This window comes from Pseudomonas sp. BIGb0176 (assembly GCF_024810175.1).
Lineage (GTDB): Bacteria > Pseudomonadota > Gammaproteobacteria > Pseudomonadales > Pseudomonadaceae > Aquipseudomonas > Aquipseudomonas protegens.
On sequence record NZ_JANUEC010000006.1, the window covers coordinates 39,159 to 59,640 of the forward strand.

Sequence of the window (20,482 nt, forward strand, 5' to 3'; positions counted from 1 at the left end):
AAACCAAACACTGGATGGATGCACACTATCGTTCGGCGCTTTTTTGATCGCTGGCATGGGCTGCGCGGCAAAGCGTCGCCATATACCCCCTCAATCGATCCGACTGGTAGAATCGCCGCCGGTTCACATGAGGTTTATCCATGCACGATCCCCACAACGAACGCATGAGTGGCAGCGAGACCCGCGCGGCAAGCGGGCTGGCCCTGGTGTTCGCCTTCCGTATGCTTGGCATGTTCATGGTACTGCCGGTCCTGGCGACCTATGGAATGGATCTCGCAGGAGCGACCCCGACCCTGATCGGGCTGGCGATTGGTGCCTATGGCCTGACCCAGGCAGTGTTCCAGATTCCCTTCGGGATCATTTCCGACCGTATCGGTCGTCGTCCGGTTATCTACCTGGGGTTGATCGTGTTCGCCCTGGGCAGTGTGCTGGCGGCCAACGCCGATTCGATCTGGGGGGTGATCGCCGGGCGTATCCTGCAGGGCGCCGGCGCAATTTCCGCGGCGGTGATGGCGCTGCTTTCCGACCTGACCCGCGAACAGCACCGGACCAAGGCCATGGCCATGATTGGCATGACCATCGGTCTGTCCTTTGCCGTGGCCATGGTGGTTGGCCCGCTGCTGACCCGCAGTTTCGGGCTTTCGGGGCTGTTCCTGGCCACCGGGGCCATGGCCCTGGTGGGCATTCTGATCATCGCCTTCATGGTGCCGCGCTCAACCGGGCCGCTGCAGCACCGGGAATCCGGAGTGGCGCGCCAGGCGCTGATCCCGACCCTCAAGCACCCCGATCTGCTGCGCCTGGATCTTGGTATCTTCGTGTTGCACGCGATGCTCATGTCGAGCTTCGTGGCCTTGCCCCTGGCGCTGGTGGAAAAAGCCGGCCTGCCCAAGGAGCAGCACTGGTGGGTCTACCTCACCGCACTGCTGATTTCGTTCTTCGCCATGATCCCGTTCATCATCTACGGCGAGAAGAAACGCAAAATGAAACGAGTTCTGTTGGGCGCGGTCAGTACGCTGCTGCTCACCGAGCTATTCTTCTGGGAGTTCGGCGACAGCCTGCGGGCGCTGGTGATTGGTACCGTGGTGTTCTTCACCGCGTTCAACCTGCTGGAAGCGTCCTTGCCGTCGCTGATCAGCAAGGTTTCGCCGGCGGGTGGTAAAGGAACGGCGATGGGGGTGTATTCCACCAGCCAGTTCCTCGGTTCGGCACTGGGCGGCATCCTCGGCGGCTGGTTGTTCCAGCATGGCGGTTTGTCGGCTGTGTTCCTTGGATGCGCAGTCCTGGCTGCACTCTGGCTGGCCTTTGCTGTTACCATGCGCGAGCCCCCGTATGTGACGAGCCTGCGCTTGCCGTTATCGCCCGAAGCGATCCGCGAAGCCGGCCTGGTCGAGCGCCTGAAGGCCGTTGTTGGGGTAACAGATGCCGTAGTGGTGGCCGAAGAGGCCGCCATTTACATCAAATTGGACACCGAATTATTGGATCGCACGACCCTCGAGCAGCTGGTCAATCCAGCGCCGTCGGCGAGCGAAGCCTAGGAGAACGTTATGGCCCGTGGGGTTAACAAAGTCATATTGGTCGGCACTTGCGGCCAGGATCCCGAAGTTCGCTACCTGCCTAACGGTAACGCCGTGACCAACCTGAGTCTGGCCACCAGCGAGCAGTGGACCGACAAGCAGACCGGTCAGAAGGTCGAGCGCACCGAGTGGCACCGCGTGTCGATGTTCGGCAAGGTCGCGGAGATCGCCGGTGAATACCTGCGCAAAGGTTCGCAGGTCTACATCGAGGGCAAGCTGCAGACCCGCGAGTGGGAAAAAGACGGTATCAAGCGCTACACCACCGAAATCATCGTCGACATGCAGGGCACCATGCAGCTGCTGGGTGGCCGTCCACAGGGCGACCAGCAAGGCCAGGGCGGCATGTCCAACTCGGCACCGCGTCCACAGCAGTCCCGTCCTGCTCCGCAGCCTCAGCGTGAGTCGCGTCCAGCGCCACAGCAGGCCGCTCCGCAGCCGGCTCCGGACTTCGACAGCTTCGATGACGATATTCCGTTCTGATCGCTGTTTTGAGCGTTCAGCATCGATAAGAACGGGGCCATGCAGATGGCCCCGTTTTTTTATGCCCGGGTTTAACCGGTGTGCCGCATCACTCAGCTCAAAGCGCCACTCGCCGCAGTCGGCCGCTCAGTGCGACCACCTGCTGCTCCGGCGTCGGAATCGGCCGCCCACTCAGGCCCATGCCTTCACTCACCAGCACCGCGTCTCCGACGCAGCACAGGTTGGAAGGCGTATCCAGGCCCTTGGCGAGTACTTGCACGCTGCGTTGCTGCAAATCGCAGCGCAGCAGGCGGCCGCTGAAGCGGGCGAAGCCGCCGTGCAGGACTTCGCCGGCCCAGTCCGGCGGCAACGGTTGCAGCAGCCGGTCGCACAGTTCCAGCACCAGGATCCGCTCCTGCGGGTCCAGCGCCAGCCCGGTGGGCAGTTGCAGTCCGCGAATCAGCACCTCGATCCTGCCGCTCTCGGGCCAGACCCGGATCACCTGGCCCGCCTTGTCGGCGAAGTCGATACCCATCCGCGCCGGGTCCCGGCGCAGCTCGCCGGAGAACAGGCTGATCAGCACGGCATCCGTCTGCGGCTCGTGCACCAAGGTCACCGGCACGGCTTCCTGGCCCTGATCCAGATCGGGCAGTTGCGCCAGGACTTGTTCACCGCCTTCGGTGAACTCCACCAGTTGGTTGCTATCGGGCTTGACCGCCAGCCAGCTGCGGCGCGACGGGTGATAGCACAGCGAGTTGAGGTTGCCGCGACTATGGAACAGCGGCTCGGGCGGGTTGTATTGCAGGTCCAGCAGCTTGGAGCCGGCGACGTAGTCGGTTTGGCTGGCCAGGCAGCGCCCGTCGCCCAGGGCGATGTCCGACAGGCCCATGATTTCGTCGCGCAGCATGCGCGATTGCATGTTCATCGAACGAAAACCCTGGGCCACGACCTGGGGCGGCAGGTAGGCGCCCGGCTGGCCCGGATCCGGACGCAGGCGGCTGATGCGGCCGCTGAACGGCTGGTCCGGCAGGCCTGAGCCGGCTTCCGCCAGCAGCAGGCTGCCATCGCCTTGCAGGCAAACCCCGCGAGGGTTGAGCAGGCCCTCGGCGATGACGTGATCCGGTCGCAGCACCTGCTCGAGCTGGGTGGGAATATGCAGAGCAACGGGCATGGTCTTCTCCTTGTTCAAGGCTGCCAGGGCGTGCCGTTGAGGTAGGCGGTCAGCAGGGAGCGTTGGCTTGGCGACATCGAACGCACCACGGACATGTACAAGGTGGTGTTCTGGTACTCGGGGGATATCCGGGCCAGGATCGCCTGTTTGTAACCCATCACCGCGTCGGGCTGATTGAGCTGGATGTAGCGCGACATGGCGGGGAAGGCCAGGTAATGAAAGCGCAGCACGTTTTGAAACGCCTGTTCCCAGGTGACGATGCTGCCTGTTGGAACGCCGAAGTCGCTCCAGGCGTACTTGCGGAAGTTGCTGAAGCTCTGGGTCAGAGGGTTGTTGTCGATGGTGTAGGTCAGTGTGGTGAAGCCAGCCTGGGTATTGGAACCGGCGACGGGAACGACGTTGAAACTCACCGAAGGTTGACCGGCCGGCACCGTTACCGAGTTCGGAAGCTCCAGGAAGTTCCAGTAGCGGTTGGCTTGATAGACGGCGGTCGCCGAGGCATCGATGCTGATCGGCGTAGCCTTCTGCACCGGCGCTCCCAGATAACGGACTTGCAAGGTGATCTGCACGCCTGTGCTGTCGGGATCGAGGTAGGTGTTGCGCTGATCGCTGTAGACCCGATAGGGGCATTCGGGGGCCGACAGCGCCGGGTTGCGGGTGGTCCCGGGGGCACTAATGCACAAGGGCGTGCTCTGCACCACCTGTGTCTGGGTCGAGTTGAGCGGCACGTCGATGATGCCGCCGTACCGGTAGTAGTCTTGCAGCAGCGGATTGCTGGGCTCGAAGCTCGCCAGGGGCGTGGTTCCGGCCGCGATGGTGACGGTCCCGAAGTCGGCGTTGGGGCCGATGGGGCTGGTGATGTCGTCGCGTACAGCCCTGAACGTCTGCTTGGGGATCAGGTTGACCATGTCGATGCTCAGTTGCCCGTTGGCGACCTCGGCATAGGCCACGCTGTTGATGTTCAGGTCTTTGTCGGCATTGATGATTTGGCGGCCCGGCGGACAGATCTGCGGCTCATCGGTAAACGCCGTGGCCAGGGTACCGATGACCCGGCCGATGCTCGGGTTCGGGCTGAACTGGTTGGCTGCGTAGTCGGCATTCAGTTGCTCGGTGGTCAGGGTCGGACACATTTCGAACATCACGAAACGCAGCACGATCCCGGTAGCGTTGGGCGCCTCAATCAGGGCCCGGAGTCCGGCACTTTCCTTGTTGTAGCTGACGATGCTGCTCAGCGGAAAGGTCAGTTGAAAGGTGCCGCTGGCGTGGAAGGAGCCCGGCGAGTCCATGGTTGCAGGCTCCAGCACCCGGGTATTGAGGTCGAAACTGCTGCACACGGTATCCCAGCGAATCAAGAGCTGAGGCGTGTTGCCGTTGCCGATCTGCAGGCCTCCGACAAAGATCTGGGTCGTGGTGCTGGCTGTGGGGTCCAGGTCGACCATCATTGGGCCGGAGTAGGGACCTTGTCCGGTGCCGGGGGTCACGGAGCCGAGCAGGTAAACCGGCTGTCCGACCATATCCCCTTCCAGCGCAATGTTGCCCGGGGTGCCTTGGGAACTGATCAGCGCGTTGTGCAGCGTCACCACGTGTTCGCCATAGTGGTTCCAGCCGCCGGCCGTGTACCGACTGTTGGGGCCGATTCTCGGGTCCGGGGCGTTGATCAGTTGGTACAGGTGCTCATCGCTATAGGTCTTGGCCTGGTCCGCCACGGTCGAGGTGGTCAGGTCGAACAGCTCAAGGGAGGTGGCGATGCCATTGGGCAAGGTCGGTGAGTTGTTTGGCACGCTGACGTCGGTAGAGATGCCGCCCCAGAAGTTCAGTCGGGGTCCATTCAATATGCTCATGATCTATTCCTTATCCTTGGCGACGCTGGTGACTGGGGCTTGGGCGAATCTGAACAGGAAGGAGAAGTCGCTCTTGTACTGGCTGTTGAGCGGTGCGGCCATGGAATGGCAGTTCATGCAGCTGCTGTTGGTCTGGATGTAACTTTCCATGGTGACGTTGGCCGACAGTGATGGCGTTGGTTGCCCCAAGGGGTTGCCGGGGTTATCCGGCGACTGCGGGCGTTGGGTGGTGATCAACTGGTAGTACTTGAACACGCTTTGCTGTACCTGCGGATCGCCCTGATATTGGGTATTGATCTGCTGGGTGACGTCCGTGATCGGGGTGACCCGGTTCAGTGGGTCCGGGGTACTGAAGCTGTTACCGGGTTTTGGGGTACAGACCATTTGTCCAGCTTGTTGCTGCCACAGGCAGGGGGATTGGTTGAGGCTTTCGGCGGGCGCCTTGGCGTTGAAGTAGGAGTAGAAAATCCCCGAGACCGGTTGGTCCACCCAACGGCCCCCCAGCTGGGTCTTGGGAGGCACGTTGTCGACCTGCTCGAAGGTCGACCAGACCCACTGCGGGACCCCCTCCACCTTGCTGATGATGTGCAACCCCACCAATCCCAAAGTGGCCTCGGTGGTGCCGTTGGGCTGTCCCTGACTGTCGAACTGGGTGACCAGGGCCTTCATTGTCAGATAGCGGCTGCTGTCGTCGGCGCTGCTGAGGATGCGCCAACTGCTCTTGATCTCGCCGGCGTTGTTGGGAAAGCTGATGTTCTTCGCTGCGTTGACGACCACCGCGTTGTAGAAGTCGTTATCGACGATGTAGTTGTAGGAGACCTCGTTGGCGGCGATGTCGTAGTAGGTCGGGTTGCCGCGCTGGTCAATCAGCCAGCCGCCCACCGCCTGGTTGTCCGCTTGCACCACCTGGGTGTTCTTGACCGCGGCGATGTTGATCAGGCTGAGATTTCTGCGGGGCAGTTGCGAGTTCCAGAGGCCCGGATTCTTGGCCCCGGGGAGGAAGGTCTCGCTGACGCTCTTGTAGGTCTGCCACACGGTATCGCCAGGGCTGCCCAGGGGCTTGCTGCAATCGGCCACTCCGCGCTGTCCCGCCTGGGCCGGCCAGTTCAGGTTGATGAACATCTTCCAGCTGTATTGATCGAAAGCCTGCTGCGACGCGCCCGCAGCAGGCACCGCAGCCGTGGGCGGGCAGCTGGTCTGCGGCGCCGCTGCGCTGGGCTGCAGGGCGCTGGCCTGCTGGCTGCCCAGGCCAAGCAACAACAGGGCGGTGAAACGGCTCCAAGGGTTCATGAGGCGGCTCCTGTCATGGCGAGGGGGGCGAAAGTTGGTTCCACTGCGGCCGCGCACCGTTCTTCAGCGATGGCGGTGGCGTGAAGAGCTGGCAGTCCGGCGGGTTGGCCGGGCACATCTTCGCCACCTGGTCCCAGGTCTTGGCCGGATTTGGTTTCTCGGTGCGCCAGTTGAGGTAGTTCTGGCTGACGATTGGCGCGTTGGCGACGCTCTCGTCACCGGAGAAATAGAACGATTGTGGATGCTGATAGGCCGGCTGGCCCGGGCCGTCGCTGCTGGCTTTCTTGTAGAACGCATAGCCGAACAGAATCGGGCTCGGCTGGACCGGGATCTCCAGCGCGTAGGCCTGCACGCTGCCATCCAGATGCTGGCTGCGGGCGGCGCTGTAGGGCAGGTGCTTGATGAAGTCCCGGCGCGGCGGGTGGTTCATGGGCGAGAACATGCAGCAGGCCGGCATGTCCTTTGGCCGGTCCTCGGGGTAGGTGAGGAAGTAGGCCTTGTTGCCCAGGGAAACGAAGGAGCAGGTGTAGTTGTTGTCCTTGATCGGGAAGATCGGCAGGCAGTACTTCTCGTAGTGCTCCATCATCGCCCCGGTGCCGTCCTTGTCGGCCGGCACATAGTCGTTGTCGTAGTAGCTGGTGCCCCGGGACACGGTGTAGTCGGCCGGTTTCAGGGTGCTGGGCGGGCTGCTGTAGGGCGGTGGGTTCTTCACGTAGTTGGCGGTGACCCGGTACATGATCCAGTCACTGACCCAGGTTGCCGGGTAGAGCGGATCGGCCGGCTCGCCGGGTTTGCGCTTGGCGATGCAGTTGTTGGTCTTGGCGTCGCACCCCCGGTCGTTGTGCACGCCCATGTTGAAGTAGACGTTGTCGGGGTAGGTCTCGGCCCATAGCGTTTGGCTGGCGCTCAGCAGGCTGGCGGCCAACAGCAGTTGCTTGAAGAGACTGGCGTTCATCTGACACTCCTTTGAAAGCGCCGGGCGACGGGGTCGCCCGGCATTCCATGGGCTGGCCTTTGCGGCTCAGCCGTGGGGGTAGTCGTTGAGTTTCAGCGGGATCGGTGGGTAGCCCTTGCTCACCAGGTCCTGGGCCCAGATTTCCAGCACCCTGCGCCGGCTTTGCGGCAGGTCCCGGGTGATCGGCATGGCCAGGGTGCTTTCCTCCTGGTAGTCCTTGCTGATCAGCACGATGAACTGGTTGATCGCGCCCTCGATGCGTTGCAGGGAGTTGAGCGGCATGAACTTGTTCATGATCGGGTAGAGGTAATAGAAAGGCTGGAGGATTCTGGGGAAGATGAACTCCTTCCAGATCCGCACGCTGGCGTCGTCCTGGGTGCACACCCGGTTCCAGCAGTCGATGAAGTCCTTGAGCATCTCCGGCTCCTGGGGCAGGACCCGCAGGGGCGCAAGGAAGTCGGTGTAGGCGTCGGTGTAGTTGAAGCTGAAGGGCACCGTCGGTTGCTGCTGGCCGTCCTGGATGAAGAAGCGCAAGGTCGGGAAGCCGGCCGCCACGGCCTTGACCGATACCTGGGCGATGCCATTGGCGTCGGTCAGGATCTGCGCCAGGCTGTACTGCACGGTGGCGTTCAGCGGGTCTGCCAGGGTGCCGCTGCGTGCCTGCCCATTGGTGAACTGCAGGCGGGGGCTCAGGGCCGCGGCCGAGGGCGTGGTCAGGAAGCTCTGGTAGAGCATGGGCTCGGATGGCTCGCTGTCCTCGACGTTCAGCACCGCGCTGAGCCGGCGGCCGCTGCCCACGTGCAACAGGCTTTCAGCGGTCTGGGTGCCGACGAACTGCGGTCGGTTCGACGTGTTGCTCCCGGGGTCCTTCGGGTAGTTGTTGAACAGGGTGAAGTTGGCCGCGTTACTGAAGGCCAGGTAATAGTCGCTGGTGGTCAGCATGTAGGCGTTGTTGTACTCCGCCACCCACAGCGCGGTGCCCGCGGGCGCGGGCAGGCCGTCGTACTGCACCATGATGCTCAGGACCCGAGTGTCGCCCACATCGATGAAGCAGCCGCTGTCGAGGACCTCGGCGGTCCACATATTCTGGGCGGCGGCGACCAGTTCCTGGCTGCCCTGCAACTGCAGCTCCAGGGCGCCCTGTTGCAACGCGGCCTGGTCGGCGGGGCTGATGGGCAGGTCCAGCAGGCCGGCGCGCTTGTCGAAGGCGGTCTGGCGATACTGTTCGAAGCCAAAACTGGCGACTTTGTGGAAAGCGCCGCCAGTGGGCCGTACCCCGATGTCGTAATCACCGGCCAGGTATTTCCCGGGCACCGGAATTCCCTGGCTCAGGTCAGTGTTGGTGGGCGGCAGTGCGGCGCTGTCTCCGGCGGGATAGAACGGAAAGGTATTGCCCAGGTCCAGGGACAGGGTGTTGTCGTGCACTTGGGCGCTGATCACCCCCAGGGTCATGGCCGCAGGCTTGGTGTCTCTGGGAACCGCCTTGCACACCGGTACCGGGGCCTTGGGTTCCAGGCGCCGGCCAGCCGGAGCGGTGGGGTATTCATTGTCGAACCACAGGCCCAGAGTACCGGCGGTGCGGCTGTAGGCCGGGTTGAAGAAGATGTCGGCGACGTTATCCAGGCCCTTCTGGTACATCGCCTGCAGCGCGGCCATGGCTTCGGGCGTCTTGGAGTGGCTGTCCACCACCGGGAAGTCGTTGAAGATGCCGTTCTTGTCGTAGAAGGTCAGGTAGGTGGTGAACCGGAACATCAGGCCCTTGGCGTTCTGGTTGATCATCTCCTGTTGCAGGGTCTTCAGCAGTTGCGAGTCGCCGACGATCCACTGCAGCTGGTCTTTCGGGAAGCAGGTCTGCCAGGTGGTAGTTACGTAGCTCAAGCCGCCGAAGGCCCCCCAGTTGAAGTTGAGGAAGCGGTCGAGCATGCGGTACCGGCGCTTCAAGGTCAGGCCGCAGGTGGCGTCCCCCAGTACCAGTTTGTCGAAGTACAGGGCGGTGAAGGTGTTCTGCCAGGGGCTGATATCGACGAAGCGCGCGGCTGTGGGCGCGGCGCTGCCGAACGGGTTGCCCTGCAACTGGTAACACTTGTTCACCAGCGGGTCGTTGTCGATGTAGGTGTTGGCCTGGAACTCGCCACCGACGATCACCGAGCGGGTCTGCTCGTAGTCGACCAAGCCGCAGGCGTTGTCGCCGAACAGGTCCCATTCGGCGGGAATCATCGGGTAGCCACTGGGCGAGCCATTGGTGGGCACCTGCAGCACGTAGTCCGGCACGTTCTCGTAGGCCAGCGGGGCGATGGTCCAGGGCATCAGCTGTTGCGGGGCGTTCTGGTCGTTGATCCCGTAGTAGGACAGGAACGGCCAGTTCATGCGCATCTTCACCGCGTCATATAGCGGGAAAACGTCGTTGTTGTTGGCCGTCGGTGGGTTCCAGAACATGTGGCCATTGAAGTAGATCCGGGGAAAGTTCAAGACGCTCATGAGCTGCTCCTTAGCGCTGCCACTGGGCGCGTTTGAGCGACCAGACGTAGTCCAGTTTCTGGTAGCCGACGAAGTCGGAGTCCGGTAGTACGGTGGTGGGGTAGACGATCCCGCCATCCTCTTTCAAGGCGAAGTTGAAGTAGGTGTTGTTGCTCGAATAGGCCGCGGTGTTGTGGCAGGCCAGGCACGAGGAGTGGCTCTGGAAGGCTGATTCCAGCTGGGAGTTGGCCAGCAGCTTGGGCTCGGCCTGGGCCTGGTCGTACTGCACGCCGATCAACTCGTACTGGGCCAGCGTGGGGTTCTGCTGCTGGAAGGTGGCATTCACCGGCTGGGCCGCGTCAGTGGGCCCGGTGATGTTGGTCATGGGCTTGGCCGGCGTGCCGTTGGTCACGGTGTACTTGCTGTTGTTGCGGTTCTCGAAGGTGGTCCAGACCCAGTCGTGGGTCAGCTTGTTGATGACGTGCATGCCGCTGAGGCCGGCGTAGCCGGTGTGGTATTGGCCCTGCTTGTCGACGTAGTAGGCCTGGGCGATGAAGTAGCCATCCTTTGCCAGTTGCGCCTGGAAGGTGCTATCGCTGCCGATCCACAACCAGGAGGTCTTCAGCTCCCAGGCCGTGGCGGGAAAGTTCAGGCTGCTGGTCAGGGCGGCAATGCCGTTCCGGTTGTAGATCTTCTGCTGGACGATGTAGTTGAAGGTGTCCTGGCCCATCAACATGTGAAAACGCACCGACTGGCCCCGTTGCGCTTCCGGCACCTGGTTGCCCATTTCCAGGGCCAGGCCATCGACCTGCTGGGTGCCGTTGTCGGTGCTGCCGTCGGTGTCGTTGCCCAGGTTGAGGAACAGCCCGCTGGTGTTCATGCCCGGGATCTTCTGCGCCTGGGTCTGCACCTGGCTCGGCAGGTTGGCCTGGGTGCTGTAGGGCTGGGGAGCCTGCCCCTTGCTCAGGTAGACCTCATCGGATGGTTTGAACGTCTCCCAGAGCCGCTCCGGGCTACCGGAGCCGGCCGGCTGGTTGAGGCACACAAACCAGTTCCATGCCATGGTTTCCGGGCTCTGCTTGAAGGTGCTCAGGGTGCCGGCCTGGTCACCATTGAACGTCAGGAAGTTGCTGCAATTGAAGGCGGGCGTGGTCTGTGCGTGAGCGAGGCCGCTCAACACACCGAGCACGACTATAGGGATGGTTCGCCGCATGGAATCTCCTTGGCCTGAGCCGTATCGTCATAGGGGCGCCCTAGGAAATGCTCTAGGAGCAGGTGCTTTACCGCGGTGGCCGGCAGGTGCGCCGGCAGGGGTAAATCGCAATCGGTGATGAGCAGGGGCCCTGCCTCGGCACTGCTGGGCAAGCGTCCGTGGCTGCCGCGAATCAGTGAGGTGTCCAGGGGAATCAGGTCCATGTAGTAGCGAAAGCCGAGCTTCTTCTGCAGCAGCCGGCGAGCGACCCGCAGCTTGGGAAAGCGGATCGCCGGGTCGATGAACAGCTCCAGTGGGTCGTAGCCCGGCTTGCGGTGGATATCCACAGTGCGGGCGAAATCCGGGGCCAGGCGGTCGTCGAACCAGTAGTAGTAATCGAACCAGAAGCCCGGGGCGGCCACCGCCACCAGCTCGCCGCTGCGTGGGTGATCGAGCTGGCAGGCCCGCTGCTCGCTCCTGTCCAGCACCTGCTCGATACCGGGCTGGCGCAGCAGCAGGGCCTTGACCCGGGCAATGTCCTCGGGCTGGCGCACATAGACGTGGGCGATCTGGTGGTCGACCACGGCGAAGGCCGCGCTGGCGCCGGGGTCCAGCAGCTCCCAGCTCAGTGAACGACGTATCTGCAGCAGACCTTGCTCGCGCAGCACGCGGTTGATCGAGATGGACTGCTGCACCGCCTCGATGCCGTATTCGGAGACCAGCATCACGGCCGCGCCTTGCTGCTGGGCAAAATCCAGCAGGCGCCCGACTTCATGGTCGATGGCCCGCACTTCGTCGCTGATGGACGGATGCTCCGGCCCCAGGCGTTGCAGGCTGTAGTCCAGGTGCGGCAGGTAGATCAGTTGCAGGTCGGGGCGGCTGATCTGGAACTCGGCGATGGCGCAGTCGACGATCCAGCGGCTGGAGGCAATCCCCGCGGCCGGGCCCCAGAAGCTCGGAAAGGGGAACTCGCCGATCTGCTGTTCGATGCGTTCGTGCAGCCCCGGAGGCGACGAATAGAGGCCGAACATCTTGCGCCCGTCGGCCGGGTAGTGGGGGCGCGGGGTGATGGCTGCCTCCACCTGGGCATACATGTTGAACCACCAGAACAGCTGGCTGCAGCGCAGGCCGGGGATCTCCCGTTGCAGCGCCTGCCAGACCTTTTCACCCTGGATCAGCGCGTTGGGCTGCAGCCAGAAACGCACCTCGGCCTGATCGCGGAAATACCAGCCGTTGCCGACAATGCCGTGTTCCGAAGGCGGCAGCCCGGTGAGGATCGAGGCCTGTACGGTGGAGGTCACGGCGGGGAACACCGGGCGCAGCCGGGCCATTCGCGCCCGTTGCAGCAGGTTGTTGATCCGCGGCGTGGCCGGCCCCAGCAGGCTGGGTGTCAGGCCCACCACATTGATCAGCAGCAAGGGCTGGCGCGGGCGTTCAGAAGGCATGGGCCGGAGCCTCCAGGGCAGACGAGTGGGTACGCAGCAGATGCCGCTGGCGCAGTTGGCCCTCGACCCATTGCAGTTCGGCGGCGATGCCTTGCAGCAAGGCCTGCTCGCTGTCCGGGCGCAGCGCACCGGGCAGCACGTTCCAGCTGTAGGTTTCCACCTCCAGCACCGGCTGGAAGTTCGGGTGCGCGGCGAGAAAGTCGAAGGTGCGCAGCAAGGCCTGCTGGCTGCCGCTGAGCTCGGCCAGTAGAAACTGTTCGCTGAACAGCGGCACATGAAAGTGAATGCGCAACTCGGGGCATTGCCCCTGGGCCGGTTCGGCGGCGTCCAGGGCCCCGGGCAGGTCGGCCCAGGCCAGTAGCTGCCCGGCCATATCCCGGGCCTTGACCTGATGCAGGTAGGTGGCTTCGGCGAAGTTGCCCAAGGCCTGCAGTACCTGCTGGCGGCGTGGGCGATCGGCAAACGGCAACTGGCAGATCAGGGCGTTGGACAGCTGGATCTTGCCCACCGGAACCCGCGCATCCAGCAGCCGTTGCAGGGATTGATAGCAGTCTTCGAAGACCACCGCCTGATGGCAGACGTCGAAGCACAGCGCCAGGTAGCCATGATGGGGATCGGTGGCCTGCCAGTGCTTGAAAAAGGCCAGGGCCTGATCGGTGTTTTCCAGCACGCAATCCGCCTCCATCTCCAGGCACACCAGGATCTTCCTGCCGCTGCTGCGATGCAGGCTGGCCAGCTCGGCGGTCAGTTGCCGCAGGTGGGTTTCGGCCTGTTGCTGCTGGGCCTCGTCCCAGGTGGCGGCATAACCGAAGGGCACGCTGGAAATCACCCCCTGCTGGCAATCCAGGGGCAGAGCGGCGGCCAGCAGATGCGCCAGTTGCAGGCTGTATTCCAGGCGCTGGGGTTCGGCCCAGGTGGGCCGGTAGACCTCGGCCTTAACTGCGCCTTCATGGAACTGGCCATAGGGGAAACCGTTGAGCGAGGTCAGGCGCAGGCCACAATCGTGCAGCAGTTCGATGAAGGCCTCGCGCACCTCTGGCACCTGTAGTTCGGCGGCGGCCTGGGCGCTGATCCACAGGCCGCTGTCCTGCACCGCCAGCCCACGCTGACGCCGCACACCCTGGAAATGTTCCTGGATCGACGCCCGTAGGCCGGCCACGTCATGGGCCGGGTGCACGTTGCTGCAGTAGCCGATCTGCGCGGCGTTCCAGCCGGCCCGGGCACTCATTTGACCACCGGTTCCTGGCCCCTCAGGGCCGAGTTGTCCTGCCACTGGCGGCGCTGGTCGATCGGCAGCGGGGTGCTCACCAGTTGCTTGTCCAACTGCCCGCTCTGGGCGAAGAAATCCACCGGGTTGTGGAACAGCACCTGCTCCACCTGGGCTTCGCTGAAGCCGGCGGCGAGCATGGCCTGGCCGGTCTTGGGCACTTTGAGCGGGTCGCTGATGCCCCAGTCGGCAGCGCTGTTGACCACCATTTTTTCGCTGCCGTATTCCTGCAGCAGGGCCACCATGCGCTGTTCCGACATCTTGGTGTTGGGGTAGATCGAGTGCCCGCGCCAGCAGTCGCTGTCCAGCACCAGGGGCAGGGTCAGTTCGTTGAGGTGGTCGATGATCACCAGGTTTTCGGCGATGCCCACCTCGCGGATCACCGCCAGGGTGCGCTTGGTGCCGCCGATCTTGTCGCGGTGCGGGGTGTGCACCAGCACCGGCAGGTTGAACTGTCTGGCCAGTTCCAGTTGCGCGGCGAGAAAGCGATCTTCTTCCGGGGTGATGTCGTCGTAGCCGATTTCCCCTACCGCTACCACGCCGTCCTTGACCAGGTAGCGCGGCAGGATCTCCAGCACTTCGTTAGCCACCGACAGGTCGTTGGCTTCCTTGGGGTTGAGGCCGATGGTGCAGAAATGGTGGATGCCGAACATGCTGGCGCGAAAGCGCTCCCAGCCCAGCAGGGTGTCGAAGTAGTCGATGAAGCTGCCGACGCTGGTGCGCGCCTGGCCTTGCCAGAACGCAGGCTCGATGACCCCGGTGATGCCGGCGGCGGCCATGTTCTGGTAGTCGTCGGTGGTGCGGCTGACCATATGAATGTGCGGGTCGAAGTACTTCGCCATGGTGGCTCCTTGCTTGAGTGCGGGAAAAATCGTGGGCTCAGCTGCCGGGGGTCAACCGCCTGCCGGGAAGTGGTCGCGCCAGTGCGCAGGCAATCGTCCCTGCTGGTACAGGCCTCGCAGGCGCTGCAACTGGGCCTGGCTCAACAGCTCGAAGGCAATGGCCTGGGGCAGGCCGTCGGCGACCTCGCGTTCGGCGGCCAGCTGTTCTTCCATCAGGTCCAGGGCCAACTGGTTGAGGTCGACGCTGCGCCGTTCTGCCAGGCCGTGGATGTGGCGGCTGTCCAGGCCCATGCCCAGGGTCTTGAGCACCAGCTGGTGGAAGGCCCGTTCCGGGTAGTGGCGCGCGGCAAAGGGGTTGTCCAGGGCGATGGCGGCGAACACCTCGCGGTTGTTGGTGCGCCCGGCCTGGAGCGCCAGGTCGAGGCTGGCCCCCTGGCTGTCGAGGTCATCCAGGGCCTTGAGCAGGGCAGCCTTTTCCTGGTCGTCGCCCCAGAGAAACAGCTGGCGCAACAGGGCCAGTTGCCCGGCGCCGGCCTGCTGCTCCAGCAACTGGGCCAGCAGCAGCGCCCGGGCCAGTTGAGTGCGGTTGCAGTCCGGGCTGGGGGCCAGCGGTGCGCTGGCCAAGCGGCGCCGACACTGACTGCTGAGCAGCATCAGGGTGTTGGCCGAGGGCTGCCGGGCCAGTTGTTCCCGGGCTTGCTGCCACCAGCTTCGGCTGTCGTCGTCCAGATGCCGTTCCAGCAATTGCTGGCGCTCGGCGAAGGCACCATGGCGAATGGCAAGCGCCGGCGGTGCAGGGGCGATGGGGTCCATGTTCATGTCGGCTTGATCCAGCGTTGAAGGTGGGGAAGCAGAAAGAACACCAGCACACACAGCAGGCTGCCCAAGGGCTGGTTGGCCACCGCCAGCACCAGGGCGTCGAACAGCGGCAGGGCGGCCAGCCCGGCACCGATGAAGGCGCGGACCTGCCGTTGTTGCGGGTTGGCCAGGTGGCGCTGGTAGTGCCAGCCCAACCAGCCCAGCCACAGCAGCAGGACCAGCCAGAACACGCTGTTGCCGGCATAGGCGGCCAGGAGCAGAGGGCTGAGCATGAGCAGCAGCGGCAGGCGGCTGAGCAACTGGTTGCGATGCTCCAGGCGGGCCAGGTAGGTCAAGCCGGCGATGTAGGTGCCCAGCAGCGCGGCGCACAGCCACAATGGCTGGGGCGGCATGGCCAGGCTGGCGGCGGCGGTCAGGTACAGCGCTGAGCGGCAGCCGCCCATCAGCCAGACGCTGTGGGGATATTTCTTGTGCAGAAGGTTGTAGCCAAGGATAAACAGCAGCAGCAATCCGGCGCTGGCCAGCAGCCAGTGGGGCTGGGCAATCATCCGGCTCAGGCCGAGGACCGCCAGCGCCGCCAGCAGCAGCAGCGCGGCAGTGGCCAGGCGGACCTGGGCGCGGCTGACCAGGCCGAGAACGATCGGCCGCGGGTTGTGGTGCTGCTGGTCCCAGTCGGCGTCCATCAGGTCGTTGAGCAGCATGCCCGCCAGGTACAGCGCCGAGAGCGCCACCAGCAGCAGGGTCCAGACCAGCGGCGAGGGCGGCGCCAGGGTGGTAGCGCTGCTGGCCAGCAGCGCGGCGGCCAGGGCATTGGTCCATACCGTTGGCAGGTTGGAGACCCGGCCCAGGGTCAGCCAGGTGGTCAGCGACGATTGGATCATTGCGCGCACCCCGGGCCCCAGGCGAAATCCGGCCCGCCGAAACCCGCCAGGCGCAGCAGGGCCTGTTCCATCAGCGGCATGTCGATCTGGTGCACATCCACCGACTGGCCCAGGCGGTTGAGCATCGGGATCGACAGCTGGCCCCCCAGGTGCTGGCGGAACTCTTCCAGGCCCACCAGGATCGGCGAACGCCCCTGGTTGTCCCGCAGGCTCAGTTCCGGCGGGCAGAGGTTGAAGCCGAGCCTGTCCAGCAGTCGCAGCAGGCGCTGGCAGTCGGCGTCGGACAGCAGGCCGCTGGCGTTGGCATACAGCGCATCCAGGGCCATGCCCACGGCCACCGCTTCACCGTGGCGCAAGCGATGCTGGCTGAGGTTCTCCAGCTTGTGGGCGGCCCAGTGCCCGTAGTCCAGGGGGCGGCCATTGCCCCGTTCGAACGGATCGCCGGCACCGGTGATATGGCCCAGGTGCAGTTCGGCGCAGCGGCGAATGGCGTAGCGGCTGGCGTTGTGCTCGAAACCGGCCAGGGCTTCGGCCTGCTGCTCCATCCACTGGAAGAACGCGGCATCCTTGATCACCGCGACCTTGACCGCTTCGGCCAGGCCGGCAATCTGGTCCCGGTGGGAAAGGCTGAGCAGCAGCTGGAAGTCGTTGATCACCGCTGTGGCCGGGTAGAAGGCCCCCAGCAGGTTTTTCTGGGCGAAGGCGTTGATGCCATTCTTCACCCCGATGCCGGCATCGTTCTGCGCCAGCACGGTGGACGGGATGCGGATCAGGCGCATGCCCCGGTGGAAGGTGGCGCAGGCATAGCCCACTGCGTCCAGCACTGCGCCGCCGCCCAGGGCCAGCACATAGCAGTGGCGATCCAGGCCGTGTTCCAGCATCTGCGCGTACAGCTGCTGGAGCACGTCCGGGGTCTTGCTCAATTCGCCGGCCGGCACCGCGATCGGTGCGGCCTGCAGATGCAGGTCGGCGGCGTGGGCGCTGAAGTAGTGGTCGATCTGCAGCGGCAACTGGGGCGAGCACAGCAGCAGTTGTTCATCGACAAATACCAGCACCGTGGTGCGCCCCGGGTTCTGCCGGGTCAGTTGTTGGTGCAGGCAGGGGTTTTCGGCCTGGAAGATGTGATCGGTGAACAGCACCGGGTAGTGGTAGCTCACCTGGAAGCGGCCCTCCAGAGACTGCGCCTGATCGTACCGGGGCTGGGCCAGGCGGCTCTTGAACAGGCTGCGGGTGCCGAGGAACAGCCCGGGCAGCACCATGCTGGCGAGAATGGTTGCCAGCAGGGCGTTCTGTTCCACCAGCAGGCTGCCGATGGCGGCATAGGCCAGGGCCAGCCCGGCGTTGGCCAGGGTGGTGACCAGGAGAAACTGGCGCAGCGGATAACGTTGCATGCCGGCGGCCAGCACCGAGGTTTCTGCCAGCACCGGCACGCCACGCAGGCACACCAGCGACAGGGTGCTGAGGCGATAGGCCAGTTGCCCGGGTTGCCAGGTCCTGAGCCCCAGCCAATTGGACAGCAGGCGGAAGTAGCCGGCCCCCAGCCAGTAGCCAAGGCTGGCCCCCAGGCACAGGCCGATGAAGATCACCAGGTAGCCGCCAATGGCGCCCAGGGCCGCCACGGCCAGCAGTGCCACCAGGCTGGAGGGCACGGGCAGCAGCACGTCCAGGGCCAACAGGGTTACCAGCAACAGGGCCAGGCTCAGGCGCTGTACGGGATCGGTGGGAAGGAAGGTACCCAGGTGACTCAGCAGCTGTTGGATCTGCTGTTCAAACAACAGGAAACTGGCGATAACCAGGATCGAGAATAGTAATAACGAGAGCCAGTAATTTTCGGCCGCACCCTTGAGTGAAAAGGCACGAGACAACGAGCTGCGCTTCATCAAGCGTCCCTCTTGATTGATATGACTGGATTCCGTGTCAGTGTCAGCTGGGTAGGGCAGGAGGGCGTCTGGTTATTGAATTCCTCGACGGTTTTTATTGATCTTCTGGCGGCTGAAGAACACTTCAGTGGCGAGTAGCTATCAACTTAGTCAAGGCCGAGGGTTTTGCAAGTAAGTTGAATGAAGTGGCCTGCAAGGCACTTTTATGGCTTCAGGGGAAAGTGCGTGTTTAGTCCGGGGCGGCTCCGCTGAACGTCTTGCAAGAAGTCCGGTGGAGCCTGTTCTTGCTCAATGAATGCTGGGGATGGTATAGGCGGTGGGGCTGTTTTTTACTTTGCTATAAAGATTATGAAAATTGGATATATAGAAAAAATCGTTTCATGAAAGCGCACTAAGCCATGTGCGAGGGCAGCTCTTGATGGATTTTTACAAATGTTTCAAATCAGGTTTTGAAATAACGGATTAACCCTTGATTACTATTAGTCAGCTATTTAATGGCTTGCTTATTAATGGGGTGTTATTTAGTTGTTCCATAGAGCTGTCCGAGCGGGTTGTCGGGGAGTGTTTTTTGTTAATAGGAATCATTCGTGCGCATTATGGTTAACTTGTAGGTCCTGCAACTATTGGCATTTGCCGCTATTAACCTCTTGGTAAACAGCGGCGAACTTAATCCGGGAAATGCCTGGTGCCATGAAGTTGCGGTGAGCCACGGCTCACCGCTTGCGGGTGATCAAGCCGCAGGGGCCTGCCCGGCCGCCAGAAACTGCTCGGTGGACAGCACGCTGGCATAGGCGAACGCCAGGGCCGCCATCACCGCACTTTGTACCTGGGCGGCGGGCACGCGCTGGCCAGCGAACTCCAGGTCGAGAGTGGCACAGGCGTCATGGATCACCTTGACCGGGTAGCCCAGGTCGGCAGCGGCCCGGGCAGTGCCTTCCACACACATGTGGCTCATGTTGCCGACGATCACCAGTTCCTCGATGCCCTCCCGCGTGAGCAGCGATTGCAGCTCGGTGTCGCGGAATGCGTTGACGAAATGCTTGAGCACCACCGGCTCATCGGCGTGGTTCTGGACCTTGGGGTGCAACTGCGCACCTGGGGAGCCGGGAGTGAAGAAGGGAGCGTCGTCGGAGGTGAATTCGTGGCGGATGTGCACCACAGGTTCAGCGTTCTGGCGAAATGCCTGGATCAGCCGGGCGGCGTTGTCCGCTGCAGCGTCGACGCCGATCAGGGGCCACTTGCCGTCGGCGAAGTAGTCGTTCTGGATATCGATTACGATGAGTGCCTGTCTGGCCATGGGTAATACCTGCGGGTGAGTGATTGACGTGGGAGCCAGTATCGCCATCGGTCGTTCCTTCGAGGATTGGCCGCACCGACATTAACCGGGGGAAAACTGACAGTGGGTATTCAAGGCACGCACGCCGAATTGGGGGTACTGCTCTATCCCGGTGTGCAGATGGCGGCGGTACATGGCCTGAGCGACTTGTTCGAGGTGGCCAACCGGATTGCCGGCGAACAGCCGCAGGCGCAGTTGCCGCGGTTGCGCGTCAGCCACTGGCAGGCCAGCGGCGAACTGCCTCCGGTGCGGGTCCACGACAGCCTGGCCGAAGCCCCCGGGGCCTTGTTGGCGGTATTGATCCCGCCTTCGCTGGCGGGCTTCTCAAGCCATCAGTCATCTGCCGCCCTGATGGACTGGCTGCGCCAGCAACACGCCGCCGGAGCCACCCTGGGCGGGGTCTGTGTGGGCTCGATCCTGCTGGCCGAAAGCGGCCTGCTCGATGGCCGCAGCGCCACCACCCACTGGACCTCGGCCCAGGCCTTCGCCGAGCGTTACCCACAGGTGCGCCTGGAAGCGGACAAACCCATTGTCGATGACGGCGACCTGATCACCAGCGCCGGGCTGATGGCCTGGGCCGAGCTTGGTCTGCGCCTGGTGAACCGCTTGCTGGGGCCGAGCATCGCCAGTGCCACGGCGCGCTTTCTGGTGATGGAACACAGTGCCAGCGCGAGCCAGTGCGGCAGCAATTTCGCACCGATCCTCAGCCACGGCGACGGGGCGATTCTCAAGCTCCAGCACTGGTTGCAGGCCAATGGCGCGGTGGATGTTTCGCTGCCGGTGATGGCGCAGCAGGCGGGGCTTGAGCCGCGCACCTTGCTGCGGCGCTTCCGGGCGGCCACCGGCCTCAAGCCGACCCAGTACTGTCAGCACCTGCGGGTGGGCAAGGCCCGGGAACTGCTGGAGTTCACCAACGGCAGCATCGATCACATCGCCTGGACCGTGGGTTATCAGGACCCTGCCACCTTTCGCAGCCTGTTCCGGAAAATCACCGGGCTGGCGCCCAGTGAATATCGCAATCGCTTCGGTGCCACCTCAACGGCTGCAAGCCGGGTACCGTAACCCGGCTGCGG

16 protein-coding genes are annotated in these 20,482 nt (G+C 63.6%); 3 read left to right on the forward strand and 13 right to left on the reverse strand.

Going from position 1 to position 20,482, the window contains the following annotated elements:
* Positions 1-140: 140 nt before the first annotated feature.
* Together M2395_RS28740 and M2395_RS28745 are read left to right on the forward strand one after the other, a co-directional pair.
* Positions 141-1,535: an MFS transporter gene (locus M2395_RS28740; RefSeq protein ID WP_011063768.1), complete on the forward strand. Its 1,395-nt coding sequence runs from the start codon at positions 141-143 to the stop codon at positions 1,533-1,535.
* A 9-nt stretch (positions 1,536-1,544) separates the two neighbouring features.
* On the forward strand, positions 1,545-2,054 hold the full coding sequence (locus M2395_RS28745) for a single-stranded DNA-binding protein (protein WP_011063767.1): 510 nt from the start codon (positions 1,545-1,547) through the stop codon (positions 2,052-2,054).
* Positions 2,055-2,151: 97 nt separating this feature from the next.
* Here the strand turns inward: M2395_RS28745 and M2395_RS28750 are convergent, their stop codons facing one another.
* The 13 genes from M2395_RS28750 to M2395_RS28810 all read right to left on the reverse strand — a co-directional run bounded on the left by M2395_RS28750 (position 2,152) and on the right by M2395_RS28810 (position 19,370).
* Positions 2,152-3,204: a hypothetical protein gene (locus tag M2395_RS28750; RefSeq protein WP_041752624.1), complete on the reverse strand. Its 1,053-nt coding sequence runs from the start codon at positions 3,202-3,204 to the stop codon at positions 2,152-2,154.
* 14 nt (positions 3,205-3,218) lie between these two features.
* A complete protein-coding gene (locus M2395_RS28755) occupies positions 3,219-5,045 on the reverse strand; it encodes a hypothetical protein (RefSeq protein WP_015637224.1) in 1,827 nt (608 codons plus the stop codon).
* A gap of 3 nt (positions 5,046-5,048) precedes the next feature.
* Entirely contained in the window at positions 5,049-6,335 is a 1,287-nt protein-coding gene (locus M2395_RS28760; RefSeq protein WP_123431449.1) for a hypothetical protein, read from the reverse strand.
* Positions 6,336-6,348: 13 nt separating this feature from the next.
* The gene (locus M2395_RS28765) at positions 6,349-7,290 is read right to left on the reverse strand and encodes a hypothetical protein (RefSeq protein WP_041120045.1); all 942 of its coding nucleotides are present in this window, start codon (positions 7,288-7,290) and stop codon (positions 6,349-6,351) included.
* Positions 7,291-7,356: 66 nt separating this feature from the next.
* Positions 7,357-9,768 (reverse strand): hypothetical protein, encoded by a 2,412-nt coding sequence (locus M2395_RS28770; RefSeq protein WP_041120042.1) that lies wholly within the window; start codon positions 9,766-9,768, stop codon positions 7,357-7,359.
* Positions 9,769-9,778: 10 nt separating this feature from the next.
* Positions 9,779-10,960 carry a hypothetical protein gene (locus M2395_RS28775; RefSeq protein ID WP_011063761.1) on the reverse strand — a complete coding sequence of 394 codons (1,182 nt, stop codon included), beginning with the start codon at positions 10,958-10,960 and terminating at the stop codon, positions 9,779-9,781.
* Positions 10,939-12,384 carry an alkaline phosphatase family protein gene (locus tag M2395_RS28780; RefSeq protein ID WP_053160190.1) on the reverse strand — a complete coding sequence of 482 codons (1,446 nt, stop codon included), beginning with the start codon at positions 12,382-12,384 and terminating at the stop codon, positions 10,939-10,941. The genes M2395_RS28775 and M2395_RS28780 overlap by 22 nt, the downstream gene beginning before the upstream one ends.
* Entirely contained in the window at positions 12,374-13,612 is a 1,239-nt protein-coding gene (gene eboE, locus M2395_RS28785; RefSeq protein ID WP_123431450.1) for a metabolite traffic protein EboE, read from the reverse strand. The genes M2395_RS28780 and eboE overlap by 11 nt, the downstream gene beginning before the upstream one ends.
* On the reverse strand, positions 13,609-14,493 hold the full coding sequence (locus M2395_RS28790; protein WP_011063758.1) for a TatD family hydrolase: 885 nt from the start codon (positions 14,491-14,493) through the stop codon (positions 13,609-13,611). Before M2395_RS28790 ends, eboE begins: the two co-directional genes overlap by 4 nt.
* Before the next feature lie 51 nt (positions 14,494-14,544).
* Positions 14,545-15,312 (reverse strand): EboA domain-containing protein, encoded by a 768-nt coding sequence (locus M2395_RS28795; protein WP_019094226.1) that lies wholly within the window; start codon positions 15,310-15,312, stop codon positions 14,545-14,547.
* A complete protein-coding gene (locus tag M2395_RS28800; RefSeq protein ID WP_011063756.1) occupies positions 15,309-16,193 on the reverse strand; it encodes a UbiA family prenyltransferase in 885 nt (294 codons plus the stop codon). Before M2395_RS28800 ends, M2395_RS28795 begins: the two co-directional genes overlap by 4 nt.
* On the reverse strand, positions 16,190-18,073 hold the full coding sequence (locus M2395_RS28805; protein ID WP_123431451.1) for a 3-dehydroquinate synthase: 1,884 nt from the start codon (positions 18,071-18,073) through the stop codon (positions 16,190-16,192). Before M2395_RS28805 ends, M2395_RS28800 begins: the two co-directional genes overlap by 4 nt.
* Positions 18,074-18,803: 730 nt before the next feature.
* The gene (locus M2395_RS28810; protein ID WP_123431452.1) at positions 18,804-19,370 is read right to left on the reverse strand and encodes a cysteine hydrolase family protein; all 567 of its coding nucleotides are present in this window, start codon (positions 19,368-19,370) and stop codon (positions 18,804-18,806) included.
* 159 nt (positions 19,371-19,529) lie between these two features.
* Between M2395_RS28810 and M2395_RS28815 the strand changes: the two genes are divergently transcribed.
* On the forward strand, positions 19,530-20,471 hold the full coding sequence (locus M2395_RS28815; protein ID WP_217438384.1) for a GlxA family transcriptional regulator: 942 nt from the start codon (positions 19,530-19,532) through the stop codon (positions 20,469-20,471).
* Positions 20,472-20,482: the final 11 nt, after the last annotated feature.

What these genes read in the sequence shown, in the direction of transcription:
- M2395_RS28740 (WP_011063768.1), top strand. Translation starts at nt 141, where the DNA reads ATGCACGATCCCCACAACGAACGCATGAGTGGCAGCGAGACCCGCGCG.
- M2395_RS28745 (WP_011063767.1), top strand. Translation starts at nt 1,545, where the DNA reads ATGGCCCGTGGGGTTAACAAAGTCATATTGGTCGGCACTTGCGGCCAG.
- M2395_RS28750 (WP_041752624.1), bottom strand. Translation starts at nt 3,204, where the DNA reads ATGCCCGTTGCTCTGCATATTCCCACCCAGCTCGAGCAGGTGCTGCGA.
- M2395_RS28755 (WP_015637224.1), bottom strand. Translation starts at nt 5,045, where the DNA reads ATGAGCATATTGAATGGACCCCGACTGAACTTCTGGGGCGGCATCTCT.
- M2395_RS28760 (WP_123431449.1), bottom strand. Translation starts at nt 6,335, where the DNA reads ATGAACCCTTGGAGCCGTTTCACCGCCCTGTTGTTGCTTGGCCTGGGC.
- M2395_RS28765 (WP_041120045.1), bottom strand. Translation starts at nt 7,290, where the DNA reads ATGAACGCCAGTCTCTTCAAGCAACTGCTGTTGGCCGCCAGCCTGCTG.
- M2395_RS28770 (WP_041120042.1), bottom strand. Translation starts at nt 9,768, where the DNA reads ATGAGCGTCTTGAACTTTCCCCGGATCTACTTCAATGGCCACATGTTC.
- M2395_RS28775 (WP_011063761.1), bottom strand. Translation starts at nt 10,960, where the DNA reads ATGCGGCGAACCATCCCTATAGTCGTGCTCGGTGTGTTGAGCGGCCTC.
- M2395_RS28780 (WP_053160190.1), bottom strand. Translation starts at nt 12,384, where the DNA reads ATGCCTTCTGAACGCCCGCGCCAGCCCTTGCTGCTGATCAATGTGGTG.
- eboE (WP_123431450.1), bottom strand. Translation starts at nt 13,612, where the DNA reads ATGAGTGCCCGGGCCGGCTGGAACGCCGCGCAGATCGGCTACTGCAGC.
- M2395_RS28790 (WP_011063758.1), bottom strand. Translation starts at nt 14,493, where the DNA reads ATGGCGAAGTACTTCGACCCGCACATTCATATGGTCAGCCGCACCACC.
- M2395_RS28795 (WP_019094226.1), bottom strand. Translation starts at nt 15,312, where the DNA reads ATGAACATGGACCCCATCGCCCCTGCACCGCCGGCGCTTGCCATTCGC.
- M2395_RS28800 (WP_011063756.1), bottom strand. Translation starts at nt 16,193, where the DNA reads ATGATCCAATCGTCGCTGACCACCTGGCTGACCCTGGGCCGGGTCTCC.
- M2395_RS28805 (WP_123431451.1), bottom strand. Translation starts at nt 18,073, where the DNA reads ATGAAGCGCAGCTCGTTGTCTCGTGCCTTTTCACTCAAGGGTGCGGCC.
- M2395_RS28810 (WP_123431452.1), bottom strand. Translation starts at nt 19,370, where the DNA reads ATGGCCAGACAGGCACTCATCGTAATCGATATCCAGAACGACTACTTC.
- M2395_RS28815 (WP_217438384.1), top strand. Translation starts at nt 19,530, where the DNA reads ATGGCGGCGGTACATGGCCTGAGCGACTTGTTCGAGGTGGCCAACCGG.